Raw genomic sequence first — 12,140 nt, forward strand, 5'->3', positions numbered from 1 at the left:
CGCGCGGCTGGCCGGCAGCTCCGCTGCCGAATGCGGACAACTCCGTTGTCCGCGGCTCAAATTGCTCCGCAATTCGAGCTACAAGAATTCGCTCCGCAAATTCCTCAGCTGACTAAAGGAACGGGCGGTGCCTCTTTTTCGGCGTCTCATTTGGGTTCTCATTCTGACGTTGAAATTCTTCGAATTCCTTCCGAAAGCGAACCCTGGTCAGTTCTCCTTGTATGCCCGTCAGCTCTGGTACGGGGAAGACCGTACGCCCGTGCCGTCTTCCCGGCAAGCTGTGGCCGCAGGTCTGCATGACGAGCTCAGGGAGACGGTAGGACTCGACAAAAGCCCTGGTAGATCGCCTGCGGGAGCAGGTAGCGCTCCGGGATCTCAAAGCTCCCTGTTGCTGCGCTGCCCTGCACCCCGCCAAACCTGATCTTGCCCTCCCACGGCCTGGCATACGGTGTAGGCAAGTAATCGCCTACTGGAGAGGACATCAGAAATGCGGACGCTGTCGCTGGGGCCCGCGCGCATTGATCGGATCACCGAACTGGACCGGTGGCCCTTCGCTCCGCGCGACTTGTTCCCAGACATCACCGACGAACACCTCACCGCTGCAGCCGCCCTGGGGCCACGGCTCGTGGACCCGGACACCGGCGAACTCATCCTGGGCATCCACACCTACCTGATCCGCACACCCACCCTCACCATGCTGGCCGACAGCGGCAACGGCAACGACAAACACCGACCAGCACTACTAGCGCACCACCAGTTCCACACCGACTACCTGAACAACCTCACCGCAGCTGGCGTCACCGAGTCCAACGTGGACATCGTGGTCTCCACCCACCTGCACCCTGACCACTGCGGCTGGAACACCCGCCTCGCCAAAGACCGCTGGCACCCCACCTTTCCCAACGCCACCTATCTCTTCGCCCGCGAGGAGTTCGATGCCCACAAGGCCAACCACACTTCCCAGCCGACCGACCCGATCCTCGCCGACCTGGCACGAACCTTCGAGGACAGCGTCCAGCCCGTGCTGACCTCCGGCCAAGCCCGCATCGTCGACCTCCCCCACACCGTGCTGGCCGAAGACGACCTCGCCATCCGCCTGCTCCCCTCCCCGGGCCACACCCCCGGCCACCTCATAGTCGAACTGACCAGCGGCCAGCACCGGGCGGTCATCACCGGAGACGTAATCCACCACCCCTTCCAGTTCGACGACCTAGACCTCCCCCAAGGCGGCGACCAAGCCCCGCCCCAGGCAGCAGCGACCCGCCGCTGGCTCTGCGAAACCTATGCCGACACCAATACCCTCATTCTGACCGCCCACTTCCCCAACCCAGGCCACATCACCGCCACCCCCACTGGCTACCGCTTCGACTACGTATCCAGTTGATCTTGGTGAGTTTCGGTAAGTGCGACATCTGCCGGATGATTTCAGGTGAACGCCGCACTCACCCGAAACAGCCTGCCGCCCAACCGGAGGAGCCGACAGCGCCAGCGCGGCGAACCCCGCGCCCGTCGCGAAGCCGTACGGCATTCCGGCCTCGGCATCCCCGGGCCTGCGTCGCCACTATGACCAGTGTGGCAAGGCCATCGAACCACCCACGCTCTGCAGCGAGTTGACGGCGGCGTCCATCCTCACCTCGTCGCCTGCGAACTCCGAGGCGGCGAGGATCGCCGGCGGCAACACGCTGCACGCCATCCCGGCGCCGAGCAGGAGTGAGCCCTCGCCGTTCCAGACTGCCCGGTGGATCATCACACCACCGCAGCGACGGGGCCCGGACACCCAGGAACGCCTCCGCCTGCTGTTCAGTCACTGTCCTGAACTCGCTCACGTCCACGGGCTGGTCCGCGAGTTCGCCGCCATGCCGGACCAGCGTGACGCCACCGGGCTGCCCGGCTGGCTCGACAAGCTCACCACCAACGGACACCCACCCCTAGCCAGTCTGGCGAAGGGGATCCGCGTGGATCGGGCCGAGGCAGTCCAAGGGATCATCACCCGCTACAGCTCAGGAATGAACGAGGGGCGCGTAACGGACGTGAAACTCCAGAAGCGGATCATGAGCGGTCGCGCCGGCATCCCACCCCTTCATCAACGCGTCGTCCTGATCGCGCACTTGAGACGACGCTGTACCGACCGGACCGCGTCCCCTTGATGATCTCCGGCTACGAAAATCTTGCCAGGACCGCTCAATTCCTCAGGTACATACGGACGAGCGTCCCCAGGTCAGTCGGTGCTGGGCTCGGCGTCGAGGGCTTGGAGGCGGTTCTTCAGTCGGTAGCTGGGGCCGTTGATGGAGATCACGTCACAGTGGTGCAGGAGCCAGTCGAGGATCGCGGTGGCCAAGACCTCGTCACCGAAGACCTGTCACCACTCACCGAAGCTCTTGTTCGAGGTCAGGATGGTCGACCCCTTCTCGTAGCGTTTGGAGATCACCTGGAAGACCAGATGCGCCTCGGCGCGCTCCCAAAGGCTGGTAGCCGACCTCGTCGACGACCAGGACGCTGGGCCGCAGGTAGCTGGTGAGCTTGGTGACCAGCCGTCTCTGCAGCTTTGAGGTTGCGGACCATGTCGTCGAGGGTGGTGAAGTAGATCGAGTAGCGGCCCGGCAGGCAGCTACCGCCAGCTCGACGGCGATGTGGTCTTGCCGACGCCGGGCGGCCCCAGCAGGGCGGCATTCGCCTTCGCCTCGACAAGTGCCAGCGTGGCCAGGTCTTTAAAACCTTGCGTGGTTCCAGTTCGGGCTGGAAGGCGAAGTCGTAGTCCTCGAGGGTCATGTGGTGCGGCAGCCGCAGGCCCTGGCGGTACCGGCGGTCGTCACGGATCGCAAGTTCCTCCGACAACACCAGGTCCAGAAGGCCCAGGTATCCCAGCTTTCCTTCGTCCGCGCGGCGAATGCAGTCGGTCAGCGCCTCGGCCAGATGAGGCAGGCCGAGGCGAGCGGCGGTGTCGCGCATGCGGTTGCCGGTCAGTTCGCTCACGAAAGCTCCTGCGGATTCGGCAGCTCGGTGAACGGACCGGTCCCGGTCAGCTCTTCAAAGACCGCCAGCGGTCTGCGGTCCACCTCAGTGCCAGCGGCCGGGAACTGTTTCAGTAACTCCTCCAGCGTGCGAACCCGCTGCCGCGGGCCTGCGGTAGGCAGTGAGGGCTGCCCGGGAGCTACCGCGTATGCCAATCTCGTCCTCATGACTCGACGCACTGTGCTGATCACCGGCACGACACAGGGCCTCGGCCGTGGAATCGCCTATGACCTCGCTGCGCGTGGCGACACTGTCCTGTTGCATGGTCGCGACCACACCCGTCTCGAGGCGGTCGCAGCAGACCTGCGGGCTGCAGAGCGGGACGCCACGGTTCGTACCTATCTCGCCGATCTCTCCGACCTCGATCAAGTACATGACATGGCGGCGCAGGTTCGCGCCGCTGAACCTCGCCTCGATGTGCTTGTCAACAATGCGATAGCCAGCGGCGGTCCTGAACCACGTAGCAGAAGGGTGAGTGTGCAGGGCCACGAGCTGCACTTCGCCGTCAATCACCTCGCTGCGTACGCTCTCGCCCGTGATCTGCTGCCTTTGCTCACAGCTTCCGCACCTGCCCGCATCGTCAATGTCTCCTCGACCGGGCGGCAGGCAATCGACTTCAACGACGTCATGCTGAAGCAGGACTACGAGGTGATGGCCTCCTACAGGCGCAGCAAGCTCGCGATGATTATGGCAACTTTCGACCTTGCCGAGGAACTCCAGGATTCCGGCGTCACCGTGAACACCCTTATACCTGCCCTTGGGATGGACACTCAGGCTGTACGTGAGGTCGGTATCACACCTACAACCAGCCTTGACGAAGGCGTCCGTCCCACGGTTCGGCTGATCACCGACCCAGGTCTGGAATCCACCACCGGCCGCTTTTTCGACCAGTACACGGAAATCACGGCGCATGAGCAGGCATACGACGCCGAGGCCCGCAAGCAGCTCATGGAGCTCACCCGCGAGCTCATCGCCTGAAGGCCGGGCAGGCGCGGGCCTTCTGCAGTCGACCGGGTGTCAGCGCGTACGGGAGGTTTCGCCGCGTTGTGCGAGGACGTGGTCGAGGAGGTCTTCGTAGGCTACGGGGTCCTTTTGCTGAGCTTGGTCGAGGAGGACCCGGAGCATCGTGAAGTAGGAGCTGTTGTCCATCTTCCTACCCAGGTGTTGGGCGAGAAACGGGCCGTCGTCGTAGGGGAGTCTGGGGGGTTGCTGCTGTTCGGGGTCGGTGGGCGGGGGTGAAGGTGCGGGGGTGCGTTGGTGGTTTACCGCGGTAAATCGCTGCTGGTTCGCCTCCATGGGCTGTTGCTCGGTTGCCTCGGTGGGTTGCTGCTGGTTTACCGCGGTAAACCGAGGGGTGTTGTCGGGGGTGCTGGTGCTCTCCCTCTTCGGCTTGCGGGTCCGGGGCATCGCCTGAGCCTCGGCACGGCGGGTCAGTTCGGCCTGCCAGGCGGTGCTCTGCTCGGCGTGAGGCAAGCCCGCGATGTCGCGGCCGATACGGACGGACATTTCTCCGCTGCTGATGAGCTGCTGAAGTTCGGGGGTGAGCTTGAGGAGCTTGCGTTGGTTGCTGACCCAGGGCTTGGACTTGTTGTAGTGCTCGGCGACTTTGTCCGCTCCCCCGAGCTCGGCGACCATCGTTTCGATGCCCAGGGCTCGTTCGATGGGGTCGAGGTCTTCGCGGTCGTTGTTCTCGGAGAGGATCGCGTCGAGGAAGTCTGCGCGGGACTTGGCGATGTCGTCGTCGACGACCACTTCGAGGGTGGTGAGTCCTGCGGCGAGGGAGCCTCGGTAGCGACGTTCACCGTTGGCGATGACGTACTGGGCGCTGCCGAGGTTGTTCTCCTCGTCTTCCCAGAGTGCGAGGTATGCGGCGCGGGTGACGGCCACAGCCGGTTGGAGTTGCTTCTTCTGGAGTTTGAGGCCGAACTCGCGGAGGTCTTCCTCGGTGCCGAAGTTGCGCCGCGGGTTGAAGCGGGTGGGGACGAGGTGTTCGAGGGGCAGGGTGCGCAGGCGTGCGTCGGGGGCACCGGCGGTGGGGGCGCCGGCGGTGGCGGCTACGGCTTGGCGTCGTGCGCTGACTCCTGTGCGGGTGCGTCCGAAGGAGGCGCCGGTGCCGAGTTGGTCGGCGACGGTGCCGCTCATGAGATCTCCCTTGCGAGGGCGCGCATGGTCACTGACTGCTCTCCGCGTGGTGCGAAGGAGAGGAGCGGTTGCTTGAGGCGTACGGCCTTGCGTTGATCGGTGAGGTCACCGATGACCGCGACGACACGGGGGTCCTTGATGGCGACCCATGCCTCCAGGGATGAGGTGGCGATGAACCCTCGGCGGGGGTCGTAGAGGTTGACGACGATGCCGAGGTAGTCGATTTCGATGCCCATGTCGTCGCGCAGGTCTTCGATCTGGGTGACGAGGAGGTCGTAGGCGTCGGCGCTGCTGTCTTCGGCCTGGACGACGATGAGCGGGCCGGAATTGCCTGGAGGCTCGTCCTCTCGGCGGCGGCCGTAGTAGATCGCGGTGTCCATGCTGAGGCCGAGGCTGGGCGGGCAGTCCACGATGATCTCGTCGTAGAACGGCTCGAGGGGCGCGAGGGCGCGCTCGAGTGCTGCTTCGCGGAAGCGGACTTGGGAGAGGGCGACGTCCAGGAGGAAGCCGTCTTGGCAGCCGGGCAGGAGGTCGAGGCGGTCGCCGTATCGCTCGTCGGTGATGGTGACGACGAGGTCGCGGATGCTGCCCTTGGCTTGGCCGGTCATGTGCTTGCTGAGGCTTTCGGTCTCCCCGTCCATGGGGATCTCGTCCTGCCCGAGCTGTTTGGTGAGGTGGCGCTGGGGGTCGAAGTCGACGAGCAGGACGCGTCGTCCGAGGCCGGGGAGGTCTTCGACTTCGAGGGGGTTGTCGTCGGGTCCGGGTGTGTCGGTGAGTTGCGCGGCGAGGTGCTTGGAGATGCGTACGGGGTGCAGGGCGTCGTGGTCTTCGGCGAGGGCTGCGCCGAGGCCGGCGGTGACGGCGGTCTTGCCGACGCCGCCCTTCTGGTTGCAGACGATGCGACGCCTGGGGTGCTTGGTCCGCTGCATGGTGGGGGCGGGGTTTTTCTCCAGCCAGAGCTGTACTGACTGGGCGAGCCCTTGGATGAGGGAGGTCTGTCGGTCTGCCGCCGTCTGCCGGAAGGTGTCCCATTGGCCTTCGGGGAGGAAGGTGGAGAAGGATGCGGCGCCGGATGTATCGATGTTTCCGGGGGCGGAGGCGAGGGCGTTCCAGGCGTCGATGCCTTGCTCTACGGCTGTTTGGATCTCGATGCCGTGCTGGGCAGCTCGTACTTTGAGGTCCTGCCGGAGCCAGGTCGGCAGCTTGGAGACAATCTTCTCGCGGTCGTTGGCGGTGTCTTGAGAACTCACGTTGGACACCTTACTAACGAATCTCTGCTCCCTGTGCCTCAACACGTTAGATTCAACTTGCTGCTGGTGGAGCTCGATCAAGCGCCCCACAGTGGGCGGAAGGCTGGCCCAGGAGTGCTTGAGGAGGCGGCCAGGGCCGGGGGAGTCGACTCTCCACCTAGCAAGGCACTAGCTCCCTGACCTGCAAATATAACGATAGATAGCTCTAACTCTGCATGGATTCATGTCTTCTTCAGTAGTGGTTGCCATATAGCTTCCGAAGTAACTATGTGTGAACTGATGGACAGTTTGATGTTTGCAGCTAGCTATAGCCTGTTACTTGCATCGTCTTATGCATGATTAGTTGCAGTGCTGTTGCTAGCTAGCTGTCTAGCTTGCTAACTAGCGATGCATCTAGTCACCTGACGAGCCCCCTTGCGAACGCACTTACTGACGCACCGTGTTGCTCGCTGACTGCGTTGCTGACGTACGGCGTTCCCCGCGTACGCGCGAGCTGACGAGCGGACCAGCGGACGTACCGACGTGCTGTCTTGCTCGCTGCTCGCCGGACGGACAGGCAGGCGGACGGACGTGTGCGCGGACGAGCGAGCGACGTGCCGAGGTGTCGAGGCATCGAGCTGTCGGTCTAGAGCTCGGACCGACGATGAGGCACCATCGAGGCGAGGAAGTGCACGTGAGGCGGGTGTGTCTTGGCGAGTCTCCCTCGGCGGGACGGGCGTTCCTGTTATCGTCATGCGTGATCGATCCGCCTGTCACTAGATCCACAGCCGGTGCCCTCCATCGCATTTGGGAAGGTCAGGCCGATAAAACTGCCTCCTCTCCTGCTCGTTGGCGTGGAATCTCCGGCGAACGACCTGGTGTCACGCGGCGAAACGTAATGAACGTAGGCCGCGAGCCAAGCGCGCAGAGAGGCGGAACAAGCGATGAAGGTCATTGCCGTCGCAACCCAGAAGGGAGGGGTCGGCAAGACCAGCACCACCGTCAATCTCGGTGCGGGGCTTGCGCTGTCGGGTGCGCGGGTCCTGGTCGTCGACCTCGACCCGCAGGCCCAGGCCGGAACGGCCCTTGGTGTGAACCTGGCGGGGGAGAACCAGCTGGCGCGTTCCCTGGGGTGGGTGCTGCAGGCACGCATCCAGGGGATGCGGATGGATCTGCCGTCGGTGTGGTTCGACCGCAGTGAGCTCCTGGCCGAGTGGGAGGACGCCGGGTCTCTGCATCTGCTGGCCTGTGAGGAGTCGACCATGACGGCGGCTCAGGACCTCATCCATAAGAAGGGGTACCAGTCCACGCCGGTGCTCCGCCGGATGCTGCTCGACGCTGCCGATCACTTCGACTTCGCCGTCATCGACACGCCGCCGGCGGTCTCTTCGCTGTCGGCGACCGCGCTGGCGGCCGCGGACTTCGTCATCACCGTGTGTGTTCCCGAATACCCGGCGCTCAAGGGCGCGGCGGCGACCCGGGGCACGGTCCGCTATGTCAAGGACCGCACCGGTGGTGAGTGCGACCCGCAGTATCTGGGCGCTGTGCTCAACCGTTCGAACCCGCCGTCGAAGTGGAAGTCCCAGGAGGTGAACATCCGCAACGGCATGCTCGAGGCGGGGCTGCATCCCTTCAGTACCGACATCCGCATCGACAACCGCATCTCGGACTCCTTCGCGTACGGGGTTCCGGCCGCGGTCCGGTACGCAAGCCACTCTCCCGGCAAGCTGTACGGGCAGTTGATGATGCAGATCCTCGAGCGGATGCAGCAGCCGGTCGAGAAGTGGGACACCCCCGAGCACATCGAGCTGACGGGTGCGCCCGTTGAGTAACTCCGCGAAGCCGTCGCCGCGCGGCAAGCCCAAGAAGAAGGCCCCCAATCACTTCAAGGCCGGGGGAGCCGCCTTGATCGAAGGGCTCATCGAAGGCGCCGACACGGTGGCCGGTCGATCGTTCCTCGGTGGGGGAGCGGTCCCGGCGGAACCGGAAGTGGAAGTCCCGGTGTCCCCGGTGTCTCCGGTGCCCTCTCAGGACTTCGAGGCCAAGGCGGCGGAGGTGCCGTCGGCCGAGTCGGGTGAGGCGGCCGTGCCGCAGCAAGCCCGCGAGGCCAAGGCGACCGCCGCTCCAGCTCCAGCTCCAGCTCCCGCCTCGGCTGCCGAGCCGGAACCCGCCGCGCCTGCCGAGGAGCCCCGGCCGGCGCCTCGTACGTCTCGAACCCGTGAATCACGTGCCGCCCGCAAGACGGCGGCCGCGCCGAGCGCACCAGCTGCGCCCCGCTCACCGGCCGCCCCCGTCGTCGAGCCCGTGGCCGAAGTGGTCCCGGCGGCGCGTCCCGAAGCCGACTCGACGGGTGAGGAGTCGGAGGAGGGTGTGCGGCGATGGGCGCATGACGCGCTGCACCAGAGCTTCGCCGAGGCCAAGATCCATTCGGAGCGGTGGCGGAGCCATGGTTTCCGGATCGAGCCGGAGGTGCTCGCGCTGCTCAAGGAGCGCATCAAGGCGGACCGGCGGTCGTCGGGCAACGCGATGCTGGGCCAGGGGCACTACCTGGATGCGGCTCTGCGGCACGTGCCGCACAACGTCAGCGAACAGATCGCCATGGCGCAGGAGTTCCTGGACGAGCGGATGGGCTTCGTCGAGCCGGGCAAGCAGTCCACCTATCGGGTGGGGGAGCGAACGTACGCGCTGGTGTCGACACTCAATCAGGGGCTTCAAGAGGCCGATTACGGGCGTCGCGGCCTGTACGTGGTTTCAGCCGCTTTGGAGCGGTTTCTTCAAGCGCTCGACGCGGAAGGGGAATTGCTCCGACCGGTTCGTCGGGGTCGCACGGGAAGTGCTGCGGTCGAGTAGGAGTGCCGCGGGCGCCTCGTGAGAGGGCCCGCGAGGGAGCAGAGGGGCGTGACCAGCCGTCAGGCGCTGGCCACGCCCCTCTTCTGATCTGCGGGTTGTTGCGATGAGTGCAGTGATGAATGTTTCGCTGTTGCTAGCTGCCTGACTAACGATCTGACTAGCTATGCATGTACCTAGCTGTCGAACTAGCTGCGTGACACTAGACCCAATGAAGAATCGATTCGCCATGAATCGCCCTTCTGGCAAGATGATGGGGGCTCAAATACGGGCGTAGCGGGGGACCGTGACTAGATTGGCGACACGCGCGTTTCTAGTGACACCGCAGTGGGTGTGCGCCGAATGCGCTACGGTGTGCAGCACGATCAACACATTTGCGCCTCGGGAGAGGGAACTGATGTCTGGAGTGAGCAAGCAGCTCAGCACCAGCGCCGTCGCAGTCGCGGCCGGCCTGAGTGAGTCGTGGGCGTGGAAAGCGCGCGACCAAGGCATCCTCTACGAGCCTCACTTCGAGGACTCGGTGGTCGCGCTGCGCGTGTACGCCTTCGTCACGCAGATCGCCTGGCCCGGCAAGCGGCGCGCTCGCAGTGCGCGCCAGGACCTCGAGCTGTGGCAGTCCACTGCCGTGGAGGCGGCGCGCCAGGCCGCGTCCGATCCCAACACCACGCCCGACACCGCTCTGTGGGTGCTCGAGGACTCGATCCACCTGGTCACGACCCCGGCCGAGCGTGCCGCCTTCGATCTGGAGCATCTCAACGGCCGCGCCGCCTTCCGTGTCCCGGTCGGGCTGTGGGTCTCCGAGCTGCCCGATGCCATAGCGGGGCTGCCTGATCGCAGCCGGGCGCGTACCAAGCGCGCGGCTGCCGCGAAGCCCGCCGCCTGAACGGAACGACCAGCTCCGTGCTTTGACTTGTCCCCCGCGGAGTCCGGACAACGAAAAAGTGGTCCGGGGTTGGGCCCCCGGACCACTCAAGTCGAGCGACACCGCATGGTGCCGCTAGTGAGGAGGGAAGCTCATCGTCGGCCGTCCGTAGCGCACCGAGCTCATTTCATTGCCTCCCCAGGCCGAGCAGAGGTGCGGTGCGACTGATCGGCACCAACCAACGATGACCAAACACTCCTCATAAGCTGCGGCGCCCGAACCGGCCAACTCACTCGCCAGAGAACTCAGTCGCTTCGAGGTACCGCCCCTGCAAGAGCCCCTGCATAGCGGGAGCCCTCCTCATAGCCGGATCCCACTACATAGCCGGATCCTTCTACTAGCTGGAGCACATCATAGCTGCCCTCATGAGGGCTGGTTTCGTGTTGCCTCAAATCGGCATCAACGCGTCACTTCACGCCCACAAAACCAGCCAGAAACGCCACCATTCCGTCCATTTCGCACCGCGATCCGCGAGGGGAAGCGATCACTTCCAGCCCGCTCCTCGCACGAAGCGGAACCCCCGAGTCAGCCACGGGGCGCTCCGTTCCTTCTTGCCCCGTGGCGGCGCGGTGACACCCGCGGTGGTTCTCCGGTGAGTACCGCCCAGGCCCTCGCGGCTTCCGCCTCAGGCTTCTCCCCGTCGCCTCGGCTGCGGCCCGTGACGTCCGGTCAGGTCGGAGAAGCCGTAGAGGCTCCCAACATGCCTGGAAATCCTCTGCAGTTGGGCCGCAGGACCCGGGAGCGGCTGCAGGGCGCGATCGAGGCGCTCCTCGGGGATCCCTCGCTGGCCGGTCTCTCGGACGCCGCGCGGCTGTCCGCTGTGGTGCTGTTCGCGAAGGCTCAGGCGGCCAGCTGTCGTACACGTATCCGGGCGGCCGAGCTGGGCCGCTGGATCGGGGTGTCCGAGTCGACGATCGACCATGCGGTGCTGCCCGCGCTGCGTGCGTCAACCTGCGTGCAGACCAGACGGGTGAAAGACCGGACGGGTTTTGTCGTGGGGCTTGAGTGCGTCGTGATGCCTTTCTGGCGCGCTCGGCGTGACGCGGGGACAGGAGGAGCGGCAGAGGCGACAGGGGCAGGAGCGGTGGCGGGGCAGCTGCTGGCGCTGTCCCGCAAGGAGCTGGCGACGCTGCTGCGTCTGTGCGAGGCGCTGTTCGGGCCGGGTTGGGCGCCGGTGGGCCGGGCGGCGACCGCGCCGGGGCTGTTGGCGGAGCGCCGAGGGAGGGGGGCTGCGACGGATCGGCTCGCCTTGCTGCTGATGGTGCTGCGCACTCGCGCGGACGGATCGCTGCGGTTGTGCGGCGGTTCGGTGGACAAGCGGCGTGGCAGGCCCGCGGCGACGGTGGCGCGGCTGCTGGGGTGTTCGGCCTCGGCCGGGGCCAAGGTCCTGGACCGGCTGCGGGCGTTCGGTGTGGTCGACGTCGTCCGCAAGGACGTCGCTTCGGGACTGAACAGCGTGAGCCGGGTGCGGGTGGCCGCGGTGGCGGCGGCCCACGAACGGGATCCGGAGTGTCTTGCCGCCGTGCCCGTGCCGCGGCGCGCGCCGGGGTTTGGGGGTTCAACTGCTGTGTCTGACCACCCTGTTGCTGCCCTTGGGAACCAGGCGTCGAGTGGAGAGCAGATGGGCCAGGTCAGGGGCGGTGGGGAGGCCGACGGGGTTGGGATTTCAGAGCTCCCCGGTACTGCACTGCTCCACACCAATCACCCCCCGGTGGTTTCTGCATCAGATGAACCCCCCGCTGAGATCTTGGTTTCCGGCGAAGCCGTTGGGGGGGCTAGGGACCGCTGCCGGGACGCGCGCGCGTACGCGAGGGATGAGTTCCACGAGGAGCCTCTGCTGCCGCCCGGTGCAGTCGACCGGGGAGACGCGCTGCGCGCGGAGAGGAACAGCAGGCGGAGTCGGGACGATGTCGCGGTGCGGCGGGACGTACGTGAGGTGCTCGAGGTGGTGTCGCCGCTGCTCGGGAGGTTGCGGCCCACGCAGCTGA

At 65.7% G+C, this 12,140-nt stretch carries 9 protein-coding genes and 2 pseudogenes; 6 read left to right on the plus strand and 5 right to left on the minus strand.

Translation table 11 applies throughout. The features are described from left to right. Positions 1 to 487 precede the first annotated feature (487 nt). Positions 488 to 1,384, plus strand: a complete 897-nt coding sequence (locus ACQB60_RS30760; protein WP_496929368.1) for an MBL fold metallo-hydrolase — start codon at positions 488 to 490, stop codon at positions 1,382 to 1,384. Between the two features lie 226 nt (positions 1,385 to 1,610). Then, entirely contained in the window at positions 1,611 to 2,147 is a 537-nt protein-coding gene (locus ACQB60_RS30765) for a transposase (protein WP_496929369.1), read from the plus strand. A gap of 71 nt (positions 2,148 to 2,218) precedes the next feature. On the opposite strand, the pseudogene ACQB60_RS30770 reads toward ACQB60_RS30765, so the two are convergent. The 3 genes and pseudogenes from ACQB60_RS30770 to ACQB60_RS30780 all read right to left on the minus strand — a co-directional run. Next, positions 2,219 to 2,428, minus strand: a pseudogene (locus ACQB60_RS30770) (ATP-binding protein). Next, entirely contained in the window at positions 2,367 to 2,630 is a 264-nt protein-coding gene (locus tag ACQB60_RS30775; RefSeq protein WP_496929499.1) for an ATP-binding protein, read from the minus strand. The pseudogene ACQB60_RS30770 and the gene ACQB60_RS30775 overlap by 62 nt, the downstream one beginning before the upstream one ends. After that, positions 2,563 to 2,949: pseudogene (locus tag ACQB60_RS30780) on the minus strand (ATP-binding protein); the annotation flags it as partial. The gene ACQB60_RS30775 and the pseudogene ACQB60_RS30780, both read right to left, overlap by 68 nt. A gap of 228 nt (positions 2,950 to 3,177) precedes the next feature. Between ACQB60_RS30780 and ACQB60_RS30785 the strand changes: the two are divergent. Next, the gene (locus ACQB60_RS30785; RefSeq protein ID WP_496929370.1) at positions 3,178 to 3,990 is read left to right on the plus strand and encodes an SDR family NAD(P)-dependent oxidoreductase; all 813 of its coding nucleotides are present in this window, start codon (positions 3,178 to 3,180) and stop codon (positions 3,988 to 3,990) included. 39 nt (positions 3,991 to 4,029) lie between these two features. On the opposite strand, the gene ACQB60_RS30790 is transcribed toward ACQB60_RS30785, so the two are convergent. After that, complete coding sequence (locus tag ACQB60_RS30790; RefSeq protein ID WP_496929371.1) at positions 4,030 to 5,154, minus strand: ParB/RepB/Spo0J family partition protein; 1,125 nt, start codon at positions 5,152 to 5,154, stop codon at positions 4,030 to 4,032. Next, on the minus strand, positions 5,151 to 6,404 hold the full coding sequence (locus ACQB60_RS30795) for an AAA family ATPase (protein WP_496929372.1): 1,254 nt from the start codon (positions 6,402 to 6,404) through the stop codon (positions 5,151 to 5,153). The genes ACQB60_RS30790 and ACQB60_RS30795 overlap by 4 nt, the downstream gene beginning before the upstream one ends. Positions 6,405 to 7,327: 923 nt before the next feature. Here ACQB60_RS30795 and ACQB60_RS30800 point away from each other — a divergent pair. The 3 genes from ACQB60_RS30800 to ACQB60_RS30810 all read left to right on the plus strand — a co-directional run bounded on the left by ACQB60_RS30800 (position 7,328) and on the right by ACQB60_RS30810 (position 10,113). Then, complete coding sequence (locus ACQB60_RS30800; RefSeq protein WP_496929373.1) at positions 7,328 to 8,215, plus strand: ParA family protein; 888 nt, start codon at positions 7,328 to 7,330, stop codon at positions 8,213 to 8,215. Next, the gene (locus ACQB60_RS30805; protein WP_496929374.1) at positions 8,208 to 9,233 is read left to right on the plus strand and encodes a hypothetical protein; all 1,026 of its coding nucleotides are present in this window, start codon (positions 8,208 to 8,210) and stop codon (positions 9,231 to 9,233) included. The genes ACQB60_RS30800 and ACQB60_RS30805 overlap by 8 nt, the downstream gene beginning before the upstream one ends. Positions 9,234 to 9,627: 394 nt before the next feature. After that, complete coding sequence (locus ACQB60_RS30810; RefSeq protein WP_496929375.1) at positions 9,628 to 10,113, plus strand: hypothetical protein; 486 nt, start codon at positions 9,628 to 9,630, stop codon at positions 10,111 to 10,113. Positions 10,114 to 12,140: the final 2,027 nt, after the last annotated feature.

The sequence above is a fragment of the Streptomyces odontotermitis genome (genome assembly GCF_050510915.1).
GTDB lineage: Bacteria > Actinomycetota > Actinomycetes > Streptomycetales > Streptomycetaceae > Streptomyces.

Excerpts from the sequence above, each read along its gene's own strand:
- ACQB60_RS30790 (WP_496929371.1), bottom strand. The coding sequence starts at position 5,154 with ATGAGCGGCACCGTCGCCGACCAACTCGGCACCGGCGCCTCCTTCGGA.
- ACQB60_RS30760 (WP_496929368.1), top strand. The coding sequence starts at position 488 with ATGCGGACGCTGTCGCTGGGGCCCGCGCGCATTGATCGGATCACCGAA.
- ACQB60_RS30800 (WP_496929373.1), top strand. The coding sequence starts at position 7,328 with ATGAAGGTCATTGCCGTCGCAACCCAGAAGGGAGGGGTCGGCAAGACC.
- ACQB60_RS30785 (WP_496929370.1), top strand. The coding sequence starts at position 3,178 with ATGACTCGACGCACTGTGCTGATCACCGGCACGACACAGGGCCTCGGC.
- ACQB60_RS30810 (WP_496929375.1), top strand. The coding sequence starts at position 9,628 with ATGTCTGGAGTGAGCAAGCAGCTCAGCACCAGCGCCGTCGCAGTCGCG.